General features: G+C 73.1%; 21 protein-coding genes. 13 read left to right on the top strand and 8 right to left on the bottom strand.

Annotated features, from left to right (window positions below; all coding sequences use genetic code 11):
* Positions 1-170: 170 nt before the first annotated feature.
* From AC07GB_RS15570 to AC07GB_RS15560, 3 genes are read left to right on the top strand one after another with little or no spacing between them, the layout of a single operon-like run.
* A complete protein-coding gene (locus AC07GB_RS15570) occupies positions 171-896 on the top strand; it encodes a TetR/AcrR family transcriptional regulator (protein WP_478845540.1) in 726 nt (241 codons plus the stop codon).
* Positions 893-1,546, top strand: a complete 654-nt coding sequence (locus AC07GB_RS15565; RefSeq protein WP_478845538.1) for an ABC transporter ATP-binding protein — start codon at positions 893-895, stop codon at positions 1,544-1,546. Before AC07GB_RS15570 ends, AC07GB_RS15565 begins: the two co-directional genes overlap by 4 nt.
* The gene (locus AC07GB_RS15560) at positions 1,533-2,330 is read left to right on the top strand and encodes a hypothetical protein (protein WP_478845537.1); all 798 of its coding nucleotides are present in this window, start codon (positions 1,533-1,535) and stop codon (positions 2,328-2,330) included. The genes AC07GB_RS15565 and AC07GB_RS15560 overlap by 14 nt, the downstream gene beginning before the upstream one ends.
* 44 nt (positions 2,331-2,374) lie before the next feature.
* Here the strand turns inward: AC07GB_RS15560 and AC07GB_RS15555 are convergent, their stop codons facing one another.
* From AC07GB_RS15555 to AC07GB_RS15530, 6 genes are all read right to left on the bottom strand, one after another.
* On the bottom strand, positions 2,375-3,772 hold the full coding sequence (locus AC07GB_RS15555) for a SufS family cysteine desulfurase (protein ID WP_478845535.1): 1,398 nt from the start codon (positions 3,770-3,772) through the stop codon (positions 2,375-2,377).
* The gene (locus AC07GB_RS15550) at positions 3,759-5,171 is read right to left on the bottom strand and encodes a family 2B encapsulin nanocompartment shell protein (protein ID WP_478845533.1); all 1,413 of its coding nucleotides are present in this window, start codon (positions 5,169-5,171) and stop codon (positions 3,759-3,761) included. Before AC07GB_RS15550 ends, AC07GB_RS15555 begins: the two co-directional genes overlap by 14 nt.
* Before the next feature lie 360 nt (positions 5,172-5,531).
* A complete protein-coding gene (locus tag AC07GB_RS15545) occupies positions 5,532-6,593 on the bottom strand; it encodes a mechanosensitive ion channel family protein (RefSeq protein WP_478845531.1) in 1,062 nt (353 codons plus the stop codon).
* Between the two features lie 144 nt (positions 6,594-6,737).
* Positions 6,738-7,637 (bottom strand): hypothetical protein, encoded by a 900-nt coding sequence (locus AC07GB_RS15540; protein WP_478845529.1) that lies wholly within the window; start codon positions 7,635-7,637, stop codon positions 6,738-6,740.
* Entirely contained in the window at positions 7,634-8,656 is a 1,023-nt protein-coding gene (locus AC07GB_RS15535; protein WP_478845527.1) for an SPFH domain-containing protein, read from the bottom strand. The genes AC07GB_RS15540 and AC07GB_RS15535 overlap by 4 nt, the downstream gene beginning before the upstream one ends.
* Before the next feature lie 314 nt (positions 8,657-8,970).
* Positions 8,971-9,771, bottom strand: coding sequence for an SAM-dependent methyltransferase (locus tag AC07GB_RS15530; RefSeq protein WP_478845525.1), 801 nt, complete (start codon positions 9,769-9,771; stop codon positions 8,971-8,973).
* Between the two features lie 222 nt (positions 9,772-9,993).
* Between AC07GB_RS15530 and AC07GB_RS15525 the strand changes: the two genes are divergently transcribed.
* The 6 genes from AC07GB_RS15525 to AC07GB_RS15500 all read left to right on the top strand — a co-directional run bounded on the left by AC07GB_RS15525 (position 9,994) and on the right by AC07GB_RS15500 (position 16,378).
* The gene (locus AC07GB_RS15525) at positions 9,994-11,121 is read left to right on the top strand and encodes an ROK family protein (protein WP_478845523.1); all 1,128 of its coding nucleotides are present in this window, start codon (positions 9,994-9,996) and stop codon (positions 11,119-11,121) included.
* Between the two features lie 48 nt (positions 11,122-11,169).
* Positions 11,170-12,435 (top strand): ABC transporter substrate-binding protein, encoded by a 1,266-nt coding sequence (locus AC07GB_RS15520; RefSeq protein WP_478845521.1) that lies wholly within the window; start codon positions 11,170-11,172, stop codon positions 12,433-12,435.
* Positions 12,432-13,379 carry a carbohydrate ABC transporter permease gene (locus AC07GB_RS15515; protein ID WP_478845519.1) on the top strand — a complete coding sequence of 316 codons (948 nt, stop codon included), beginning with the start codon at positions 12,432-12,434 and terminating at the stop codon, positions 13,377-13,379. The genes AC07GB_RS15520 and AC07GB_RS15515 overlap by 4 nt, the downstream gene beginning before the upstream one ends.
* On the top strand, positions 13,372-14,214 hold the full coding sequence (locus tag AC07GB_RS15510; protein WP_478845517.1) for a carbohydrate ABC transporter permease: 843 nt from the start codon (positions 13,372-13,374) through the stop codon (positions 14,212-14,214). Before AC07GB_RS15515 ends, AC07GB_RS15510 begins: the two co-directional genes overlap by 8 nt.
* A gap of 143 nt (positions 14,215-14,357) precedes the next feature.
* Positions 14,358-15,371 (top strand): Gfo/Idh/MocA family protein, encoded by a 1,014-nt coding sequence (locus AC07GB_RS15505; RefSeq protein ID WP_478845515.1) that lies wholly within the window; start codon positions 14,358-14,360, stop codon positions 15,369-15,371.
* A complete protein-coding gene (locus tag AC07GB_RS15500) occupies positions 15,371-16,378 on the top strand; it encodes a Gfo/Idh/MocA family protein (protein WP_478845513.1) in 1,008 nt (335 codons plus the stop codon). The genes AC07GB_RS15505 and AC07GB_RS15500 overlap by 1 nt, the downstream gene beginning before the upstream one ends.
* Before the next feature lie 41 nt (positions 16,379-16,419).
* Here the strand turns inward: AC07GB_RS15500 and AC07GB_RS15495 are convergent, their stop codons facing one another.
* Positions 16,420-16,692, bottom strand: coding sequence for a DUF1876 domain-containing protein (locus AC07GB_RS15495; RefSeq protein ID WP_478845511.1), 273 nt, complete (start codon positions 16,690-16,692; stop codon positions 16,420-16,422).
* A gap of 83 nt (positions 16,693-16,775) precedes the next feature.
* Positions 16,776-18,242: a CAP domain-containing protein gene (locus AC07GB_RS15490; protein ID WP_478845509.1), complete on the bottom strand. Its 1,467-nt coding sequence runs from the start codon at positions 18,240-18,242 to the stop codon at positions 16,776-16,778.
* 308 nt (positions 18,243-18,550) lie between these two features.
* On the opposite strand from AC07GB_RS15490, the gene AC07GB_RS15485 reads away from it, so the two are divergent.
* The 4 genes from AC07GB_RS15485 to AC07GB_RS15470 all read left to right on the top strand — a co-directional run bounded on the left by AC07GB_RS15485 (position 18,551) and on the right by AC07GB_RS15470 (position 22,346).
* Complete coding sequence (locus tag AC07GB_RS15485; RefSeq protein ID WP_478845507.1) at positions 18,551-19,894, top strand: radical SAM protein; 1,344 nt, start codon at positions 18,551-18,553, stop codon at positions 19,892-19,894.
* 123 nt (positions 19,895-20,017) lie between these two features.
* Positions 20,018-20,206: a hypothetical protein gene (locus AC07GB_RS15480; protein ID WP_478845505.1), complete on the top strand. Its 189-nt coding sequence runs from the start codon at positions 20,018-20,020 to the stop codon at positions 20,204-20,206.
* A 110-nt stretch (positions 20,207-20,316) separates the two neighbouring features.
* On the top strand, positions 20,317-21,042 hold the full coding sequence (locus AC07GB_RS15475; RefSeq protein WP_478845503.1) for an SDR family NAD(P)-dependent oxidoreductase: 726 nt from the start codon (positions 20,317-20,319) through the stop codon (positions 21,040-21,042).
* Positions 21,043-21,233: 191 nt separating this feature from the next.
* Positions 21,234-22,346 carry a hypothetical protein gene (locus tag AC07GB_RS15470; RefSeq protein WP_478845501.1) on the top strand — a complete coding sequence of 371 codons (1,113 nt, stop codon included), beginning with the start codon at positions 21,234-21,236 and terminating at the stop codon, positions 22,344-22,346.
* The last annotated feature ends 37 nt before the right edge of the window (positions 22,347-22,383 follow it).

The raw sequence follows: 22,383 nt of genomic DNA, 5'->3' as shown, positions 1-22,383 counted from the left end.
GGTGACATCAACCCCCTGACGGGTTTCCCGGACGGATACCGCATCGATTTCCGGAGTAAGACATCGGTCATCCGTTGAGGCGCGTCGGCGGCGCCTCAACGGATGACCGTCGGAGGCAGGGGCTCCGCCTGTCTGGACAAGCGATTGAACGAGCGTTTAGTCTGCTGTACATGCGTTCAATGCCCGACGACCGCACGACCCGGGCGGTCATCCGAGACGAGGCCCTGAGGCTCTTCGCCGCCCACGGCCCCGACGTGGTCACCGTCCGCCAGATCGCCACGGCCGCGGGGGTGTCCCCGGGGCTCGTGGTGCACCACTTCCGCTCCAAGGACGGCCTGCGCCAGGAGGTCGACCAGCACGTCCTGACCGTCTTCGAGCGCCTGCTCGGCGAGCTGACGGGGGACGACGCCCCGGATCTGCACGGGGAGCCGATGTCCGCGACGGCCGGCTCGCTCGGTGAGGTCTTCCTGCGCCACCTGCCCGTCGGCTCACCGCTGCCCGACTATCTGCGCAGGCTCCTGCTCTCGGACTCGGAGGCGGGCCGCGGCCTGTTCCGCAGGCTGTACGCGATGAGCAGGGAGACCCTCGACGGCCTCGCCGAGGCCGGTGTCGCGTCGCGGGGCAAGGACCCGCAGGTGCGCGCCGCCCTGCTGCTCGTCAACGACCTCTCGGTGTTCCTGCTGCGCGAGCAGCTCACGGCGGTCCTCGGCGTCGACCCGCTGTCGGCGATGGGCCTGGCCCGCTGGGGCCCGGAGCTGCTGAGCATCTACGCGGGCGGACTGAACGCGGACACAGCAGCGCGAGCACAGCAAGCACCGATAACAGCAGCGACAGCCCCAACAGCACAGAAAGCAGCACCGAAAGCAGCACCGCAAGCAGAAGGAGGCCAGGCATGACCACAAGGCCGCAGCCCGCACTCACCGCCCGGAACATCCACAAGGCGTTCGGCAAGCACCAGGTCCTGCGCGGCGCCGACCTCACGGTGGAACGGGGCCAGCTGGTCGCCGTGGTCGGGGAGAACGGCTCGGGCAAATCGACCCTGCTCAAGGCCATCGCGGGCACCCTCGCCGTGGACCGCGGCGAGGTGCGCCTCAGCGGCGAGCTGGGCTACTGCCCGCAGGACCCCGTGCTCAACGCCAACCTCACCGTCGACCAGCACCTGCGCTACTTCGCCGCCGCCCACCGGCTGACCAGCCTGGACCGCGCCGACGAGCTGGTGGAGCTGCTCGGCTTCGGGAAGTACCGCGCCACGGCGGCCGGCGCCCTGTCCGGCGGCACCCGGCAGAAGCTCAACCTCACCCTGGCCCTGCTGCACGACCCGGACGTCCTGCTCCTGGACGAGCCGTACCAGGGCTTCGACTGGGAGACGTACCTGCGCTTCTGGGACCTGGTCGACAAGCTGCACGAGCGGGACAAGGCCGTCGTCGTGATCACCCATCTCGTCTTCGAGCAGGAGCGGTTCGACGTCCTCGCCGACCTCGTCGACGGCCGTCTCTCACCGCGCACGTCCGAGGAGGAGCAGGAGCGCCGCCATGCCGCAGTTTGACGTCTTCACGGACCGGCCGCCGTTCGGGCAGTTCCCCACCGCGCTCAGGTTCTCGGTGCGCGAGCAGAGCCGCAACCGCCTCGCCGCCCTGCTCCTCGTGCTCTTCGTGCCGGTCTGGTACCTGCTGATGACCTCCATCGCCGGGGACAAGGCCCTGGACTTCAAGCTGTACGCGACGGGCGAGATGCTGCACGTCGACGGCAAGCACATCACGCTGATCACCGCGGGCCTCAACTCGCTCACGATGATCTCCGGCTTCGTCGTCTTCGACGCGGTCCGCAAGGCCCTCGCCTTCGACAAGCGCCTCGCCTTCGCCGGGTACCGGCAGTCCACCCTGATCGGCGCCAAGATGCTGGCCATCGGCATCGTCGCGGGCACGATCGCGCTCTACACCGCGCTCGCCCTGCTGCTCTACTGGCGCCCCGGCCTCACCGGCTGGGCCACCATCCTCCTCGGGTTCCTGGCCATGACCCTCACCTACGGCTGCCTCGGCCTGTTGCTCGGCGTCCTGGTGAAGAACGACCTGGAGGGTTTCTTCCTCATCATCATGGGCGGGCTCACCGACACGTTCCTCCAGAACCCGCTCGGCAACCCGGCGGCCAACAAGCCGGTCCTCCAGTACTTCCCGTCGTTCGGCCCGATGCAGTTCTCCGCCGGCGGCTCCCTCGGGGACACCGTCCTGTGGCGCTACCTCGGCCTCGGCCTGGCCTGGGCGGCGTTCTTCGCCGTCGTCGGCCTGATCGTGTTCCACTTCAGGACCCGGAGCCGCCGCCCCACGCGCTGACGGCGGCCCGGGTCCCGGACGTCCCCGCGCCGCTCAGGCGCCGCTCAGGCGCCGGTCTGCATCCGGCGCAGGGACGCCACCAGCTGATCCACCTCGTCGGAGGTGTTGTAGAGCGCGAACGACGCGCGGGCCGCGGACTCCAGGCCGTAGTGCGCGAGCGCGGGCTGCGCGCAGTGGTGGCCCGCGCGGACGGCGATCCCGTCCCGGTCCAGCCAGTCCGCGACGGAGCCCGGGTCGTGGCCCGCGAGCGTGAAGGTGAGCACCGCGATCCGCTCGGCCGCGGAGCCGATCACCTCAAGACCGGGGACCGCCGCCATGGCCTGCGTCGCGTACGTCATGAGCGAGTGCTCGTACGCGGCGACGGCCTCCCGGTCGAACGACCGCAGCCAGTCGATCGCCGCGAGCAGCCCGACCACGCCGGAGATATGGCCCGTGCCCGCCTCCAGGAGGTGCGGCACCGGCGCGAACGCCGTCCGCTCGAAGCTCACCGACTCGATCATGTTGCCGCCGCCCTGCCACGGGCGCATCCGCTCACCCATCTCCGGCGTCATGTACAGCGCGCCGATGCCCGTCGGGGCGAACAGCTTGTGCCCGGAGAACGCGTAGAAGTCCGCGCCCAACTGCCGTACGTCCACCGGCATGTGAGCCACCGCCTGCGCGCCGTCCACCAGGACCCGCGCGCCGTAGCGGTGCGCGAGCGCGGTCATCTCCGCCACCGGCGGCACGGTGCCGAGCACGTTCGACGCCTGGCTGATCACCACCAGCTGGGTGCGCGCCGAGAGCAGGTCGGAGTACGCCTCCTGGTCGATCTCGCCCTTGGGCGTGAGCGGCACCGGGACCACGCGCGCGTGGGTCTCCTTCGCGAGGAGCTGCCACGGCACGATGTTGGAGTGGTGCTCAAGGACCGGGACGAGGATCTCGTCGCCCGGCTGCATCACGGAGCGGCCCCAGCTCTGCGCCACCAGGTTGATGGCCTCGGTGGTGCCCCGTACGAAGGCGATGTCCTCCGGCGAGGCCGCGCCGAGGAACTCCGCGACCGCCCTGCGGCCCGCCTCGTACAGCTCGGTGGCCTCGCGCGCCATGGTGTGCGCGCCCCGGTGGATGTTGGAGTTGGCCGCGCTGTAGTACGCGGAGAGTGCCTCGATGACCTGGCGGGGCTTCTGCGTGGTGGCCCCGTTGTCGAGCCAGACCAGGGGGTGCCCGTTCACCGTCCGGTGCAGGATCGGGACGTCCTCGCGGGCCTGTTCGGGGGAGAAGGCGCCGGGCGTGGTGGTGGGCAGGGCTGAGAGCGCGTCCTGGAGGGCCGGGGCGGCGGGTACCTCGCTCCCCGGTGAGGCGGGCGCTGTGGGCGGCGCGGCGGCGGGCACGGGCGCCGGCGCCTGGGCGGCCTGCGCGGGGGACCGCAGCAGTGCCCTGAGATCGGGAACGTCAGGAGTAGTCATGGTAGTTGTTCACCTCGACGTTCTGGAGCACGGCGATGGCGTCCTCGACCAGGACCGCCGTGTTGAAGTACGCCGTCATCAGGTACGAGGTGATGCCCTTCTGGTCGGTGCCCATGTTCCGCATGGACAGACCGGGCTCGACCTCGTCGGAGACCTCGCCGGGACGCAGGCCCACGACGCCGCGGTCGGCCTCGCCCATGCGCATCAGGAGGATCTCCGTGGTGCCGACGGCCGCCGTCGACGCGCCGGAGCCGTTCGCCCGTACGCCGCCCCCGAACGGCACCTTGTCGGACGGCACCAGCGGCACCCCGCGCCAGGTGAGCAGGGGGCTGCCGAACCTGCTGTCGGTGACCGGGGGCACGCCCCGCCGCGTACACTCGCGCCCGAACGCGGCGATGGCCTTGGGGTGCGCGAGGAAGTAGCTGGGCTGCTTCCACACCCGGGCGAGCAGCTCGTCGAGGTCGTCGGGCGTGGGCGACCCGGTGCGGGTCTGCACGCGCTGGCCGGGCGCCACGTTGTGGAACAGGCCGAACTCGGGGTGGTTGAGCAGCGCCGCCTCCTGCCGCTCGCGCAGCGCCTCGATGGTGAGCAGAGCCTGCTGCCGCGTCTGGTCGAAGTCGCCGCTGTACACGTCGTGGACGCGGGTGTGCACGCGCAGGATCGTCTGCGCGAGCGTCATGTGGTACTCGCGCGGGGTGTCCTCGTAGTCGACGTACGTGGCGGGCAGGTCGGGCTCGCCGACGTGGCCCGACGTGAGGTCCACCGGCACTTCGGAGCCGGGCCGGAAGCCGTTGCCAGCGGTGTAGGCGGCCATGGAGGTACGGACGTTCTCGTCGCGGTCGGCGAGCGCCGCGAGCGCGCGGCGCTCGGCGCACAGCGCGAGGCCGGGGGTGAGGGCCTGCACGCGGTAGGGCGTGGGCTCCTCCCGCGTCCAGGCGCCGAGGTCGAAGAACTGGCCGTCACCGATCACCTCGATGAGCTGCTCCTCGCCGTAGCGCCCGGTCACGCGCTTCTCGGCGCGGCCCTGCACGATGATCCACAGGCGCTCGGCCGGGTCGCCCTCCTGGGCGAGGACCTGGCCCGGCTCGAAGCGTACCTCGGTGAAGGCGTCGGCGAGTTCGGTGAGGCAGGACTCCTCGGCGTCGCGCAGGTAGGGCAGTTCGCGCAGGTCGCCGGGGACGACGCGGGGTGAGCCGCCGTCGGTGTGGGTGGATATGCGGTCGTCGCCGAGCACGAAGGTGCGACGGCGGTTGACGCGGTACACGCCGGACTTGAGGTCCACCCACGGCAGCGCGCGCAGCAGGTAGCGCGGGGTGGTGCCGAGCATCTGGGGTGCTGTCTTGGTCGCGGTCGCGAGCTGCCGTGCGGCATCGGGTGCGAGGGAAAGGCGGTCGTTCACGGGAACCTCCCAGAAGGGGAACGAGGGGAGCGCGAAGAACGCGAAGAACGCGAAGAACGCGAAGAACGCGAAGAACGCGAAGAACGCTGGAGACGAAGTGAGCGAAGTCGGGCAGGGCCGATCGTCTTCTCGCAATCCCGTGACCACAAGGTGTGACTTTTCAAATACTTTTGGTGTTCGGCCGGAAAAAACCGAACTTGGGAACCAATGGGAGGGGAGTCCGGCGCGGTGCGGCGGCGAACCCCTGCCCCGCTCGCCCGGCCGGACACCTTCACTCGGCATATGCGGCCGAATTTGCCCCCTTGCTAGCGTTTCGCGACCCCTAAAGCACCGCTTATGCAAGGGCTTGCCAGGTTCTGATCAGCTCCGCTGCTGCGGGATGGACAGCGGCAGCTCGCCCTGCCGGACGGTCACCGTCCGCGTCGGGGCGGGGACCGGGATGCCCTCGGCCCGGTAGCGCCGGTGCAGCCGCTTGATGAACTCGTGCTTGATCCGGTACTGGTCGCTGAACTCGCCCACGCCCAGGATCACCGTGAAGCCGATCCGGGAGTCGCCGAAGGTGTGGAAGCGGATCGCGGCCTCGTGGTGCGGCAGGGCGCCGGTGATCTCCTTCATCACCTCGTCGACGACCTCGATGGTCACGCGCTCCACCTGGTCCAGGTCGCTCTCGTAGCCGACGCCCGCCTGCACGAGGATCGACAGCTCCTGCTCCGGCTGGCTGTAGTTGGTCATGTTGGTGCCGGCGAGCTTGCCGTTCGGGATGATGACGAGGTTGTTGGAGAGGTTCCGCACCACCGTGTTGCGCCAGTTGATGTCGACGACGTAACCCTCCTCACCGCTGGTCAGCCGGATGTAGTCGCCGGGCTGCACGGTCTTCGCGGCGAGGATGTGCACGCCGGCGAAGAGGTTCGCGAGGGTGTCCTGGAGTGCGAGCGCCACCGCGAGGCCGCCCACACCGAGGGCGGTGAGCAGCGGCGCGATGGACACGCCGAGGGTTTGCAGGACGACGAGGAAGCCGATCGCGAGCACCACGACGCGCGTGATGTTGACGAATATGGTCGCCGAGCCCGCCACCCCGGAGCGGGACTGGGCCAGGGACTTCACGAGCCCCGCCACGATCCGCGCCGCGGTGACCGTGGCCGCGAGGATCAGCAGCGCCGTCAGGACGAGCGTGACGTTGCGTCCCGTACGCGGCGTCAGCGGCAGCGCCGCGGCCGCCGCGGCCAGGCCCGCGACGACCGCGGCGCACGGCACGATGGCGCGGGCGGCGTCGACCAGCACGTCGTCGCCGCTCCACCGGGTGCGGGTCGCGCGCACCCCGAGCCAGCGCAGCGTCGTCCGCGAGAGCAGCGCGGCCGCGATGCCGCAGACCACGGCGATCCCGGCGAACATCAGGTCGTGCAGGGTGAGGGCTCGGTCCATCAATGGGCTCCCGTGGTCGGCCGTTTCGCTCCGTGTCCGGGGACGCGCACGTCTGCGCGCGCTGACACGGCCGCCCATCCTGCCCTACCCGCACACCCCCCTCGCACCGGGCCCACCTGCGATCTTCACCCTCCTCCCGGCAGCTCAGACGACGAGCCGCAGCGCCCCATCCGCCACCCCCACCCGCACGCTCTGCCCCCAGCCAAGGTCCAGCGCGTCCCGCTCCATGCCGTCGCCGAAGGCGACGAGGCGGTCCGACTCGGCGGTGAGCCAGAGGCGTTGGCCGGCCGTCAGCTCGCCGTGGGTCAGCGTGGTGCCGGTGGTGGGCGACGGCCAGGCCTCGCGGACGACCCACAGCAGGCGGGCGTCGGTCGCGCCGGGGAGGCGGGGGCCGTCCCCCGACTGCCGCCACAGCGAGCGCAGCCAGCCGGTGGCGCCGGTGCCGGTGCCGATGACCACGCCGGACGAGGCCTGGGCCTCCGGGTCCGCCGGGCTCGCCGCGGAGCCGATGCGGTAGCGGGCGGTCTGGTGCCCCGCGGCGCCGACGTAGACCTCGTTGAGGGCGCGAAGGCGCCGGCCGTCGTCGGTCACGGCCTCGGCCATGGTCAGCTCCGCGGCCCCGGCGGCACCCGCCGCCGCGTGCGGGAGCAGCTTCGCGGTGTCACGGGCCCGGTGCCGCACCAGGACGCCCGGGTTGCGCCCCGGCTCGGCGTCGACGCCGATGACGGGCTGGCCGGTCAGATACTTGGCCGCGTTGGCGACGAGCCCGTCCTGGCCGACCACGACCACCACGTCCTCGGGCGCGAACAGGAACCGGTCGAGGTCCGCGCGCTCCACCCGGGTGTGCCGCCAGCGCAGCGGCACCGCCGCCGCCACGTCGGCGAGGGCGCGCCGGGTGCGCCGGTGCCGCTCGGCCACCTCCTCGATGTCGCGCCCGCGCGAGGACAGGAAGAACGCGGCCTGGCCGTGCGTGCCGTGCCGGGCGAGCAACTCCTCGTACTCGGTGCGCCGGTGGACGAGCACGGCGCGCGGCGCGAGGCTCATGACCCGGCGCCTTCGCCCGCCCCGGAGCCCCGGCCCAGCTTCGCGAGCAGCCCTGTGACGAGGTCCGGCGACAGCGTGAGGCTCTCGACGCGCGGCACGTTCTCGGCGAGGCGAGTGGCGGCGAGGGCGTGCAGGGTGCGCGTGTCGGCGCTCGCGTGCGCGGCGAGCCAGGCGGCCTGCGCCGCCGCGCGGGCCTCGCCGACCACGCGGGCCGCCTCCGCCTCGGCCCGCGCGAGGCGCACCGTGCGGGCGGCCTCCGCCTCGGCGCGCACGGCGTCGGCGGCGGCGTCCTCCTCGGCCTCGCGGCGCGCGTTGGTGCCGCGCCGCTCGACCAGGTGCTCCTCCTGGCGGGCGAGTTCGATGCGGCTCGCCAGCTCGTTCTCGGCGATGGCGCGCTCGCGCTCGACGGCCACGGCCCGGCGTTCGTACGTGGCCCGGTCCGCGTCCTGCTGCACACGTTCGCGCGCCGGGGTGCGCAGGGCCCGCTCCACCTCGGGCTCGGGCCGGATCGCGACGACGCGTACGGCGACGACGTCGAGGCCCGTCGCGGGCAGCCGCGGCTCGGCCGCGAGGCCCTCGGCGACGCGCTCGCGGACCGCCGTGACCCCGTCGGCGAGCGCGGTCGCGAGCGGCGTGCGCGCGAGCAGGTCCAGGGCGTGCTGCTGCGCCGACTCGGTGAGCAGCGTGGCCAGTTGCTCCAGGGGAGCGGACCGCCAGGCGCCGGTGTCCGGGTCCACGGAGAAGTCCAGGCGGGCCGCAGCGAGCGCCGGGTCGCTGATCCGGTACGTCACGGTGGCCTGCACGGTGACGTCCTGGAAGTCGGCGGTGCGGGCGTGAAAGAGAACGGCCAACTCCCGGTCGTCGACCGGGACTTCGGACAGGGCGGCGCTCAGCGGCCGGAACCAGAAGCTGACCCCCGGCCCGTCGTGCCGGAGCCGGCCGCCCTGGTGGTGGCGGATGTGGGCGGTGGGCGCGGAGCGCAGATGGCGCAGGCCGAGGCGCCGGGTGATGTCGGCCATGGTGGACCTCCCCGTTGTCGTCACCTAGACGATATGAGCCCGCCCACTTATCGTCAAGCTGACCCAAACCGCCGGGGCGGGTCCGCCGCCGGGGCCGGGGCGGGCCAGGGCCGGAGTGGGCTCGCCGCCCGGTCGTGGCGGACCTGTCGCCGTGTGCCGGGCTGGCCTCAGCCGTGGGCCGGTGATCCCTCCTCCGAGGGCCGGGCGCAGGCCCGCCGCCGTGGGCCGGGCACGCAGCCCCGCCGCCGTGGGTCAAGCGGCCCCGCCGCCGCAGGCCAAGCGGTCCCGCCGCGGAGGGCGGAGCGGCCCGCCGCTCACTCCTTCCGTCCCACCCCCGCGTACAGCGGCACCCGCGTCCCGTCCCGTACCTCCCCGACGCCGAGTTCGGGCCGCCAGTCCGGCGGCTGCACCAGGCCCGGCGCGAGGAGCGCGCAGCCGGTGAAGAATCGCTCCGTCTCCGCCCGCGTGCGCGGCACGAGCGCGACTCCGCCCGTCGTGTACTGGTCCACGGCCTCACCCACCCACGCGGTCTCCTCGTCGCCCGCGAGCTGCGAGAGCACCAGATGGCTGCCGGGCGCCAGCGCGTCGAGGAGGCGGGCGACGACGGCGTGGGCGTCGTCTTCGGCGGTGAGGAAGTGCGTCACGGCGACGAGCGAGAGCGCGACGGGCCGGGTGAAGTCCAGGACCTCCGCGGCGCGTTCGAGGATCGGCTCCGGATCGCGCGCGTCCGCGTCGACGAAGGCCGTGGCCCCGGCCCCGGTGCCGCCGAGGAGCCCCTGTGCGTGCTCGCGGACCAGCGGGTCGTGGTCCACGTACACCACCCGCGCGTCGGGCGCGATGTCCTGCGCGACGCGGTGGAGGTTCGGCTCCGTCGGGATGCCGCTGCCGACGTCGAGGAACTGGCGTACTCCGGCGGGCCCGGCGAGGTAACGCGTGGCGCGCTGCATGAACCAGCGGTTGTGCCGCGCGCCGTACCGGGCGGTCGGGTCGAGCGCCTCGATCCGCGCACCGAACTCGGCGTCCACCGGGCCGTGGTGGGTGCCGCCGAGGAACCAGTCGTAGACGCGAGCGGGGTGCGGCCTGTCGGCGCCGCTGTCGAAGATTGGTGCTGCCATGGGGTAACTCCTTGTGAGTGAGGGGGTGTTGGGGGGGGCGTGAAGCGCGCGCTTCCGTACGCGCTCCGGTCGGGGAGCCCCCACGCGCCGCGCGGGAAAGTCCCTGCGCGGGGTCTTCCCGTCGCCCCCGCTTTATGCAACTCTCCTACCAAATCGCGGCGACAGCGGGCTCCCACCCGCCAACGGGGGCTGCTCCACCATGACTTCCGGGGTGCAGAAGTGATGCGAAAACGGACGCGCGGCCACGACCTGGCCGGTCTGCGCCGCCTGAACACCACCGTCATCCTCCGCGCCCTGCACCGCCGCAGCCCCCAGACCCTCGCCGAACTCGCCGCGGGCACCGGCCTGTCCCGGCCCACCGTCGAGGCCGTCCTCGAGGACCTCGTCGCACGGGCCTGGGTCACGGAGGCGGCGGCGGGGGAGCGCGCGCGGGGCCGTCCCGCGCGGCGGTTCCGCTTCCGGAGCGAGGCCGGGCACGTGCTCGGCGCCGACATAGGGTTGCACAAGGTGGTGCTGCTCCTCGCCGACCTCGGCGGCACCGTCCTCGCGGCCGAACGCGCCGACATCGACCCGCTGCTGGGCGGCGGCCCCCGGCTCGACCTGCTCCAGCGCGCGATGGACGCCTTCCTCGACGCGCACGCCGTGCGCCGCGACACCGTCCTCGCGCGGTGCGTCGGCGTGCCCGGTGTCGTCGACGCGGGCGGCTACCTCACGTCCGTCGTCGTGCCCGAGTGGTCGGGCGTCGACCTGCGACGGCTGCTCTCCGACGGCGAGCCCGGCCACACGCTCGTCGAGAACGACGTGAACCTCGCCGTCCTCGCCGAGCGCTGGCAGGGCGCCGCGACCCTCGCGGGCGACGTCGTGTGCGTCCTCACCGGGCACCGCGTCTCCTGCGCCCTGACCATCGGCGGGCGGCTGCACCGCGGCGGCCGCGGCGGCGCGGGGGAGCTTGGCCTGCTGCCGCTGCTCGGCCTCGACACCGCGCAGGAGGCCCTGGCCTGGCCGGGGCCGCGTCGCCCCGGCGAGTCCGAGGTGGCCGCGCTCGCGCGCGCGGCGGACGCCGCGGAGCCGCGCGCACTCGCCGCCATCGGGGACTTCGCCGAGCGGCTCACGCCCGGCGTCGCGGCCCTCGCCCTCGCCGTCGACCCCGAGCTGATCGTGCTCACCGGAGGCGCGGCACCGCTCGGCCCGCACCTCGTGCCGCTCCTTCAGGCGCGGCTGCGCCCGCTGACTCTGCACGTGCCGAGGATCGCCGTCAGCTCGCTCGGCGAGCGCGGGGTGGCTCTCGGCGCGGTGCGCAAGGCACTCGACCTCGTGGAGGAGGAACTGCTCGCGGACACGGCCGACTAGGAGGCCCCGGTCGGCCCCACCCCATCCCCACCCGAAGCGGAGGCGCGTATGCGCAGGAGGACCCTCCTCTGCTCTGGCCTTGCGGCGGCGTCGGCACCCGCGCTCGCCGCCTGCGCGGACCAGGGCGGCGGCAGCGAAGGCGGCGGCCGCACCACGCTCTCGTACGGCATGTGGGACCCGGCGCAGGTGCCGGGCATGCAGCGGATCATCGCGGCCTTCAAGGCGCGCAACCCCGGGATATCCGTGCGCATCGAGCTGACCCCGTGGGCCAGCTACTGGACCACCCTGAAGACCTCGATGCGCGGCGGCACCGCCCCCGACGTGTTCTGGATGAACGCCGTCAACTTCCAGCTGTACGCGGCCAACGGCGTCCTGGAGCCCCTCTCCGAGCGCGCCGCGCGCGACGCGACGCCGCTGGACCGCCACCCGGCGCAGCTCGTACGGCTCTACGCCTACGACGGCGTCCAGTACGGCATCCCGAAGGACTTCGACACCATCGGGCTCTGGTACAACAAGGCCCTCTTCGACAAGGCGCGCGTCCCCTACCCCGACCCCACCTGGACGTGGGACGACCTGCGCGACGCGGCCGCCGAGCTGACCGACCCGCGCGAGCGCGTGCACGGCTTCGCGGCCGAGATGCACCGCCAGTTCGTCATCTACCCGACCGTCTTCGGCGCGGACGGCTACGTCCTTCGCGACGGCCGCTCCGGATTCGGCGACGAGCGGACGATCGAAGGCCTGCGGTTCCTCACCGACATGATCGACCGCGGCTGGTCGCCGCCGCAGAGCGCGATGGTGGAGAACATCGCCCGGGTGCGCTACTGGTCGGAGAAGGTGGCCATGGTCTACGACGTGTCGGCGATGTCCGGGCAGATGTACGCCGTGCCCGCGCTCAAGGACCACGGGGGCGTCACCGTCCTGCCCAAGGGCCGCCGCAGGGCCACCGTCATCCACGGCCTCGCCAACGTGATCTCCGCCAAGAGCGACAAGAAGGCCGCCGCCTGGAAGTTCGTGCACTTCATGGCGGGCCGCGAGGCCGCCGAGATCCAGGCCGAGCTGGGCGTGACGATCTCCAGTTACGCCGGTACGCAGGACGCCTGGCTGAAGTCGATGCCCGAGTTCGACCTCAAGTCCTTCATCGCCATGAAGGAGTACGCCGTCCCCTACCCCAGCTCCAAGAACACCGCCGTCTGGGAGAACCTCCAATACCCGCTCCTCGGCGCCGCGTTCAGCGGCAAGGGCGGGATCGAAGGGGCCGCGCGCACCCTCGGCGAGCAGATGGACCGGGCCCTGAAGGAGGAGCGCGACCGATGAGTGTCTTCCCCGCCACCGCCGCGGCCGAGGCGGCCGACCGGCGCGCCGCGAAGGCCGCGGGCCCCGGCCCCGCGAGCCGTGACCAGCGCACGGCGTACCTGTTCATCGCGCCGCTCGGCCTCGGCTTCGCGCTCTTCTACTTCTGGCCGATGCTCCAGACCCTGTACTTCAGCTTCACCGAGTTCGGCCCCTTCGGGGGCCACACCTGGATCGGCGGCGACAACTACGCCCGCGTCGTCAAGGACGTCACCGTCTGGCAGGCGCTCGGCAACACCCTCGTCTACTGCGGCATCGGCCTGACCGCGCTGCCCCTCGCCCTCGTCATCGCCTCCCTGCTCAACCGCCGCGGACTGCGCGCCGTCCCGCTCTACCGCGCCCTGTACTTCGTGCCCTTCGTGACCCTGCCGGTCGCCGTCGGCCTGGTCTGGAACTGGCTCTACAACGGCGACTTCGGCCTCCTCAACGAGGTCCTCGGCTGGTTCGGCGTGGACCGCCGCTACTGGGTCTCCGACCCCTCGACGGCCGTCTTCGCCATCGGCGCCGTCATGATCTGGTCGACCACCGGCTACTACTTGATCATCTTCATGGCGGGCATCAAGGGCATCCCGCGGGACTACTACGAGGCCGCGGAGCTGGACGGGGCGGGCGCGGTGCGGCGCTTCTTCACCATCACGCTGCCGCTGCTCAGCCCCACGATCTTCTTCGCCTCCGTGATCTGCATGATCCAGTCGCTCCAGGTGTTCGACCTCATCTACATCATGATGGGCGAGAAGAACCCGGCGGTCGGTGACACCCAGTCCGTCGTGGGCCTCTTCTACAAGTGGGCGTTCGTCGAGAACGCCCAGGGCGCCGCGGCCGCCCTCGCCTTCCTCCTGATGCTGCTCATCGCGGCCCTCACGTACCTCCAGTTCCGGCTCCAGAGGAGGTGGGTGCACTATGGGTGACCGCATCCGCCGCCCCCGGTGGAACGCGGGCTCGGTCGGGACCCACGTGGTGCTCTGCGCCGGCGCGCTCGTGATGGTCTTCCCGTTCTTCTGGCAGCTCCTGACCGCCCTGAAGTCGCTCGCCGAGGTCTCCCGCGTCCCGCCGACGTTCCTGCCCGAGGACTGGAACGGGGCGAGCTTCGACGAGGTGTTCACGGCCCTGCCGTTCCGCGAGATGCTCACCAACAGCGTCCTCAGCACCCTGGGCCGCACGGCGGGCCAGCTGGTGTTCTGCTCCCTGGCCGCCTACGCGTTCGCGCGGATGCGCTTCCGGGGCCGCGACCTGCTGTTCGGGCTCTTCCTCTCCGTCCTGATGGTGCCCAGCTCCCTGCTCGTCCTGCCGCAGTACGACATCGTCCAGAGCTTCGGGCTCCTGAACTCCACGCCCGCGCTCTTCCTGCCCGGCATGTTCAGCGCGTTCGGCACCTTCCTGCTGCGCCAGGCCTTCCTCGCGCTGCCCAGGGAGCTGGAGGAGGCCGCCCGCATCGACGGCGCGGGCTCCTTCCGGATCTTCTGGTCCGTCATGCTGCCGCTGATCCGGCCCGCCCTCGCCGCGCTCGCCGTCATCACCGCGATGGCGGGCTGGAACGACCTGCTGTGGCCACTGATCGTCAACACCGACCCCGATGCCATGCCGATCAGCGCGGGCCTGACCTCCCTGGAGGGCCAGTACGAGACCAACTACCCCGTGATGATGGCCGGTTCCCTGATCGCCAGCCTGCCGATGCTGCTCGTCTACGTCTTCCTCCAGCGGCACTTCGTCCAGAGCGTCGCCGCCTCCGGAGTGAAGGGATGACGGCGTACCGGAGTTGACGTGAGGGAACCCCGCCGCCGCACGGGACCCACACCCCCGACGCCCACAGACACGGGGCCCCACCCCCGACGCACAGACACGGCACCCACACCTCCGACGCATAGCAGAGAGGGGCCACCTCCCTTATGCCACCGCTTCCCATCGGCCTGCTCGGCGCGGGCGGCATCGCCCGCGCCCATCTGCCCGGCTGGCTGGCGCTCGGCGCCGCCGTCGTCGTCCACACCCAGGACGGCTCGGGCGAGAAGCTCGCCGCCGAGTACGCCGGGCGCGGCCACCCCGTCACCGCCGTGCCCACTCTCGACGCGCTGCTGGAGCGCTCCCGCGCCGTCGACGTCTGCACCCCCACGCCCACCCACAAGGACCTGGTGCTCGCCGCGATCGCCGCGCGGCGGCACGTCGTCTGCGAGAAGCCGCTCGCCCTGACGGCCGAGGACGCCGCCGAGATGGCCGCTGCCGCCGCCACCGCGGGCGTCCGGCTGCACCCCGCGCACGTCGTGCGGTACTTCCCGGCGTACGCGGCCCTGCGCGATGCCGTCGTGCGCGGCGACCTCGGCCGGCTCGCCGTCCTGCGCCTCACCCGCGCCAGCGCGCGCCCGCAGTGGGCGCCGTGGTTCGGGGACCCCGCCCAGTCCGGCGGGGTGCTCATGGACCTGATGGTCCACGACCTCGACATCGCCCGCTGGATCGCGGGCGACGTGGTGCGCGTGTACGCCCGCACGCGCGGCTCCGAGCTGGCCACCGGCACCCCCGCCGAGGTCGTCACCGCCACCGCGGTCCTCACCCACGCCTCCGGCGCGATCACCCAGGTGAACGGCCTGTGGGGGCTGCCGGACCAGCCCTTCCGCACGACGTTCCGGGTCGCCGGGTCCGACGGCCTGCTGCACCACGACTCGGCCGCCGTGCCCGGCTTCCGCATCACCGCGCAGGGCGTGCGCGCCCCGAACGAGGGCATCCCGTCGACGCCCATGAACGAGAGCCCCTACCTCACCCAGCTGCGCGAGTTCGCCGCGTCCTGGGACGACCCCGGACTCGTGCCCCGGGTGCGCGCCGATGACGGTGTCGCCGCGGTGCGCCTCGCGCGGGCCGCCATCGAGTCGAGCCGCACCGGCCGGGCCGTGGAACTTGAGGAGTACACCTGATGAAAGTCGCCGTCCTGTCCTTCGCCCACGTCCACGCGGCCGCCTATCTGCGGCTCCTGCGGGACATGCCGGGCGTGGAGGTGCTCGGCGCCGACCCGGACACCGCGTCCGCCGCGCCCGGCGAGGTGCGCGGCCGCGCGTTCGCCGAGTCCCTCGACGTGCCGTACGCCGACACGTACGCGGAGGCCTTCGCCTGGCGGCCCGACGCCGTGGTGGTCTGCTCGGAGAACGCCCGCCACCGCCCGCTCGTCGAACTCGCCGCCGCACACCGCGTCGACGTGCTGTGCGAGAAGCCGCTCGCGGCCACCGTGGCGGACGGCGAGGCGATGGTCGCCGCGTGCCGCGCCGCCGGGGTGCGCCTCGCGGTCGCGTACCCGGTGCGCTTCAGCCCGGCCTACGCGGCCGTCAAACGGGCCGTGACCGCGGGCGACACGGGCCGGGTGCTCGCCGTGTCCGGCGCCAACAACGGCCACCTGCCCACCCGCGCGCGCCGCTGGTTCGCCGACCCCGCACTCGCGGGCGGCGGCGCCCTGATGGACCACACCGTCCACATCGCCGACCTGCTCGACGACCTGTTCGCGGCGCCCGCCGTGGAGGTGTACGCGCAGATCAACAACCTCCTGTACGCGGGCGAGGTCCCGGTCGAGACCAGTGGCCTGGTCACCCTCACCTACGCCGACGGCGCCGTCGCCACCATCGACTGCAGCTGGTCCCATCCGCGCTCCCACCACTCCTGGGGCGGCCTGGAACTGACCGTCGTCGGCGAGCGCGCGACCCTGGAGATGGACGCCTTCGACCAGAAGGTGCACGGCTTCAGCGAACGCCGTGGCCGCGGCGTCGAGCTGCCCTTCGGCGTGGACCTGGACGAGCGGATGCTCCGCGCCTTCCTCTTCGGCCCGGGTGAGGACGGCACGGACGTCGCCGACGGCGAGGGCGGTCTGCGCACCCTGCGGATCGTCGAGGCGGGCTACGCCTCGGCGCGGCGGGGGGCACCGGTACCGCTCTGAGGCCCCTGCGGGGAGCGGCGCGAGCGATCAAGGGCGAACGGCTACTGGACCAGCGGATGCGAGTGCAGCCCCGTGGCCTCGTCGATCTCCGTGTGGGCCTTGCCGAGCAACTGCGAGGCGCAGTCCATCAGGGCCCGCGCGCCCGCGATCTCCTCTCCGACCCTGAGCTGCTCGGGGTCGGAGGGGTGGCGCATGGCATAGCCGCGCGCCCGCAGCTCCGTGCCGTCCGCGAGCCGCAGCAGGGCCGCCGCGCTGGTGCGGTGGCCGTCCTCCTGGAATGCGAGTTCTATGTGCCACCCGACTGGTGTGGTCATGACGGGTCACCTCCCGGGGTCACCCCCGTACCTCCAGGGTGCGCCCGGCGCGTACGGAACGCGAGCGCGGTCGGGCGGCGGGGTCAGCCCCCGAACAGCTGCGTCCAGTACGTGCCCGCCGCGCCCCCGCCCGCGAAGCCGACGCCGAGGTGTGTGAACGAGGGCTTGAGGATGTTCGCCCGGTGCCCCGGGCTGTTCATCCAGCCCTCGACGACCTCGGCGGGGGAGCGCTGGCCGCAGGCGATGTTCTCCCCGACCGCGCGGTGGGGGCTGCCCGCCGCCGCGGCGCGGTGCCAGGGCTCGCTGCCGTCCGGCGCGGTGTGGGCGTAGAACGCGCGGGCGATCATGTCCGCGCTGTGGGCCTGCGCCGCCGCCGTGAGGCGGGGGTCCGGCGCGAGGGGCCGAAGCCCGGCCGCGGCACGGTGGCCGTTGGTGAGCGTGAGCACCTCGCTCGCGCACCGGGCGAACCCCTGCGGGGTGAGCGGCTCGGCCCACAGCGCCGTCCAGAACACGTCACCGGAGCGGCTGTCCGTCGCCTGCCCCAGGCCGACGTGGGAGTACGCCCGGTCCAGGACCGTGCCCCGGGAGCGGCCGTCCCCCAGGCAGTAGTCGAGGAAGTCGCCCGGGGCGGGAGGCCCGGACACGAGGTGCTCGCCGATCGCCAGATACGCGTAACCCCCCGCGGCCACGCGCTGGTACAGCGAGGTGCCGTCCGCGCTCTCGGAGCCGAGCGCCCCGCGCGTCGCCATGCCGGCCGCGTGCGCGCGGGCGGCCTCGGCGAGACGGGGGTCCCACTGGACGGGCGGGGCTCCGGCGGCCGTACGCGCCGCGTTCACCCGGGCGAGGAAGTCCTGGAGCGGGCCCGGCGGCACCGGTCCGCCCGGCCCCCGCGCGGCGGGCGCGTACGCCGGAGGTGGCGGGGCGGCGGGCGCCGCCGCGGCGCGGGGCCGGGGCATGACGACGGTGACGGCCTCACTGGCGGCCCCGCGCCCGCCCGCCACCGGGCCCGCCCCGCCCGCCGCCGGGCCCGCCCCGCCCGCCGCCGGGCCCGCCCCGCCCGCCGCAGCGGGCTCCTCCGTCACGTCCAGGCCGAAGTCCCGCGCCACCCCCGCGAGCCCTTCCGCGTACCCCTGGCCGATGGCGCGCAGCTTCCAGGCGGTGCCGCGGCGGTAGATCTCGGCGAGCAGGAGCACGGTCTCCTGGCCCGGGCGCGGCGGGGCGAACCGCGCGACCGTCTCCCCGCGCGGGCCCTCGACCCGCAACACGATCGAGGGCAGCCGGCCCAGGGGCGTGTCCGGCTCGGCCGGGCTGACCACCAGGGTGACGCGGCTCGCGCCGGGGCGCAGGCGGTGCGCCTCGACCGTCAGCGCGTCCCCGGCGATGCGGGCGCCCGGCGCCGCGGGCTGGTTGTAGAACACGAAGTCGGCGTCGCCCGCCACCTTGCCGCTGTCGCCGGTGATCAGGGCGGACAGGTCGAAGGGGCCGGGCACGCGCAGCGTCAGGGTGCCGTCGGGCAGGGGCGTATTGCCTCCCGGGACCAGCTCGATCATGGGCGCCGCCTGTGAGTCGGGTCGGTGGTGCCCGTCTCGGCCGGGCGCTGACGGGAGAACGCGCGAGCGGGCCGCCGGGGTTCCCGGCCCGCGGGCGTCACCGGGAGCGCGGGGTCATGCCCAGGGCCTGCCCCGCCCCCGCGCGCGGCGGGGGAGCGCCTGCGCGCGCCTGCGACCGGAGCCGGATTCGGTGCGGCGCGCGCCGGTATTAGCGTGGACCTCGTGCGGGACGAGCCCACCCGCACCGGCAAAGCTGGCAAAACCAGACAAAAAAGTTAAACCCCGACAGGATCCGAGGTGCCCGCCCCATGCCCAGGCGTACGGAGTTGATCGAAGGACTCATGCAGCGGCACCCTCTCGTGCCGCGTGAGGCCGTGATCAAGGAAGACCTGCTGCGCGGTGGCGTGGCCTTCGACGAGTCGGCGCTCAGCGACAGCGCCAACGAGGCCTCAGGCGACGTCAAGCCGAAGTCGTACTTCATCTTCTCCTTCGACCACGGCACGCTGCCCGAGCTGGGCGCCGCCGCCCTGCGCCGCCCGCCGGAGGAGATCGTGCTCACCGGCGGCCCCTACGACCTGCGCCGCACCGTGGTGTCGGTGCGCGTCAACCCGTCGTCCCCCTACCGGGTGGCCGCCGACGCCGACGGCGTGCTCGGCCTCTACCTGGACGGCCGGCGCATCTCCGACGTCGGCGTGCCGCCGATGCCGGAGTACTACCGGCACAAGCTCGCGAACGGCAAGTCGGTCATGGAGGTCGCGCCCACCATCCAGTGGGGCTACCTGATCTACCTCACGGTCTTCCGGGTCTGCCAGTACTTCGGCGCCAAGGAGGAGTGCCAGTACTGCGACATCAACCACAACTGGCGCCAGCACAAGGCGGCGGGCCGCCCCTACACGGGCGTCAAGCCCGTCGAGGAGGTCCTGGAGGCGCTGGAGATCATCGACAAGTACGACACCGCGAAGGCGTCCACGGCCTACACGCTCACCGGCGGCGCCGTCACCTCGCAGATCGGCGGCAAGGACGAGGCCGACTTCTACGGCCAGTACGCGAAGGCCATCGAGGAGCGCTTCCCGGGCCGCTGGATCGGCAAGGTCGTCGCCCAGGCGCTGCCCAAGGAGGACGTCCAGCGCTTCCACGACTACGGCGTGCGCATCTACCACCCGAACTACGAGGTCTGGGACCGCCGCCTCTTCGAGCTGTACTGCCCCGGCAAGGAGCGCTACGTCGGCCGGGACGAGTGGCACCGCCGGATCCTCGACTCCGCCGAGGTCTTCGGCCCGCGCAACGTGATCCCGAACTTCGTCGCGGGCGTCGAGATGGCCGAGCCGTTCGGCTTCAAGACCGTCGACGAGGCCATCGACTCCACCGTCGAGGGCCTGCGCTACTTCATGGGCCACGGCATCACGCCGCGCTTCACCACCTGGTGCCCCGAGCCCACGACGCCGCTCGGCAAGGCCAACCCGCTGGGCGCGCCCCTGGAGTACCACGTGCGGCTGCTCCAGGAGTACCGCGCGACGATGGAGGAGTTCGGGCTCTCCTCGCCGCCCGGCTACGGCCCCGCGGGCCCCGGCAACGCGGTGTTCTCGGTCAGCTCCTTCATGGACAGCCTCCCGGCCGAGCAGGCAGCGCCCGAGGCGCCCGAGAAGGTGTAGCGCGCGCCGGGCGCCGTGCCGGATCGATTCAGCGGCCTCTTCCGGGTGACGGGGCGGATATCGGGACATCGCGGAGGGCAGCTCTGCGGAGAATCACCCACCTCGTACGCAGAAAGGCTGTTCATGCGCCGTATCGCTGCCCTCGCCGTCGGAACGCTCGCTCTCCTCGGGGCGGTCGCCGCGCCCGCGAGTGCCATCCCGGACCCCGTGGCCACCGTCGACTGCGCCGTCCAGGAAGTGACGGGTCTCGTGGACCTCGCCAACCCCGGTGTCCCGACCGAGGTGCCGGCCACGGGATGCCTCGCCCCGTGACCTGAGCGGCGGGCGAGCGGGCCCCTTCTCCCGCTCGTCCGCTCCCGGCCCGGGACCGCGCGGCTGTGCCTACACTGCGGCCACAAGATCCCGAACGGTCGGAGGCACCCGTGCACGTGACGGTCATCACCGGCGGCAGCCGTGGCATCGGCGCCGCCGTCGCCCTGCGGCTCGCGCAGGACGGCCAGGACATAGCCATCGGCTACCGCTCGGACGCCGAGGCCGCCCGGCGGGCTGCTGACGCCGTCCGCGCCACCGGCCGCCGCTGCGTCACCGTCGCCCTCGACACGGCGGACGAGCGGGACGTGGACCGGCTCTTCGACACCGCGGCCGCCGAACTCGGCCCGGTCACGGGCCTGGTGAACAACGCGGGCGTGAGCGGCCCGAACGGCCCCCTCGCCGAGGCCGACGCCGAGGGCATGCGCCGCGCCATCGACGTGAACGTCCTCGGCTATCTGCTCTGCGCCCGCCGCGCCGTGCGCGACATGACCCGCACCGGCGGGGGCGCGATCGTGAACATCTCCTCGGCCGCCGCCACCCTCGGCAGCCCCGGCCAGTACGTCCACTACGCGGCGACCAAGGCCGCCACGGACGCGATGACGGTCGGCCTGGCCAAGGAGGTCGCGGGTCTCGGCATCCGCGTCAACTGCGTGGCCCCCGGCATCATCTGGACCGAGTTCCACGAGGACCCCCAGCGCCCGGCGAAGCTCGCCGACGCCATCCCCATGGGCCGCTCCGGCCGCCCCGAGGAGATCACCGGCGCCGTCTCGTGGCTCCTGTCGGACGACGCCTCGTACACGACGGGCGCGGTGCTGCGCGTCGCGGGCGGCATCTGACGGGACGGGTGGGGGGAGGTCACGGAACTCCGCGCCGTCCGGCCCCTCAACGACCGTGAGCCGTAAGGCGGTTCGGGGGCGCCCGGGTTTTGTCACCCCGGTACCTAGACCCGCGTGCCCCGACGGCCCACTGTGGCCCTCCTGCCCGCCCGACCGTGTGGAGGGGACCAGCCGTGAGACGAAGACGATTTGTGTCAGGGACGCTCGGAGCGCTGGCGGCGGCCGCGCTCGGCCCGGCCGCCGCCCGCGCCACCGCCGCGACGCCGCGGACGCAGGGCTGGCAGGCGGTACCCGCGCCCGGCAGCACGCCGCCCGCCCAGCTGCGCCGGATCGCCGCCGCCGGGCCCCGCCTCGCCTGGGCCGTGGGCGAGGAGGCCGTCGGCGGCTCGCAGCCCTCGCGGGCGCTCGCCATGGTCTGGAACGGCACCGCCTGGTCGAAGGCCGACGTGTCCTCGCCCGCCTACGAAGGGCGTCTCATCGACGTCGCCGGGGTCTGCGCCGACGCGGCGTGGAGCGTGGGCTGGCCCACCGGCAGCGCGAGCCCGCTGCTCCGCTGGGACGGAACCAGCTGGCGCGAGGCTGCCTTCCCCGGCCGGGGCGAGCCGGACGTGCGCCTGAGCGCGGTGGCCGTCGGGGCCGACCGCCGGGTGTGGGTCTGCGGCACCCGGGGCGGCTCCACCCGCCTGCTGCACCGGGACGGGCAGAAGTGGCGATGGCTCGACCCGCTGCCCACGCCGGGCGTGAACCTGTACCGGGTGGTGCTGCGCACGCCGGACGAGGTCTGGGTGTGCGGCGACCAGGCGTCCGGTGGCGGCTGGGTCGGGTTCGTGGCCCGCTGGAACGGCTCGTGGACGGTGCTGCCGTCGTTCCTGGGCCTCAGACAGACCATCGCCGACGTCCACGCGGTCGCCGCGGACGACGTCTGGGCGGTGGGCAACGAGTTCGGCGTCGGCGGCCCTCCCGGACGCCCCGGCAACCCCATCCTGCGGCACTGGGACGGCACCGCCTGGAACACCGTGGACCCGGGCTTCACCCTCGGCTCGCTGTCCTCGATCGCGGGCGACGCCCAGGGCCGTCCCGCCTGGATCTCGGCCTGGAACTACCAGGACCAGACCCGCAGCACGTACTTGCGGTACGACGCCGGCACCTGGACCACGGTGCGCGGACCCGCGGGCCCCGCCCCCGCGCCCTACGTCAACGACCTCGCCCGCACCCCGGGCACCTCGGGCTTCTGGTCGTGCGGGATGACCAGGTCGGCCCCCTACCCGCCGACCGAGGCGTACACGGAACGCTTCGACGCCTGAATTCGTTGGCCACACCACCTACCTGGGCCGTAACCTC

The sequence above is a fragment of the Streptomyces sp. NPDC045778 genome (assembly GCF_056431945.1).
The sequence above is the reverse complement of the archived record's forward strand: the minus strand, read 5'-3'. Positions and strand labels throughout refer to the sequence as shown.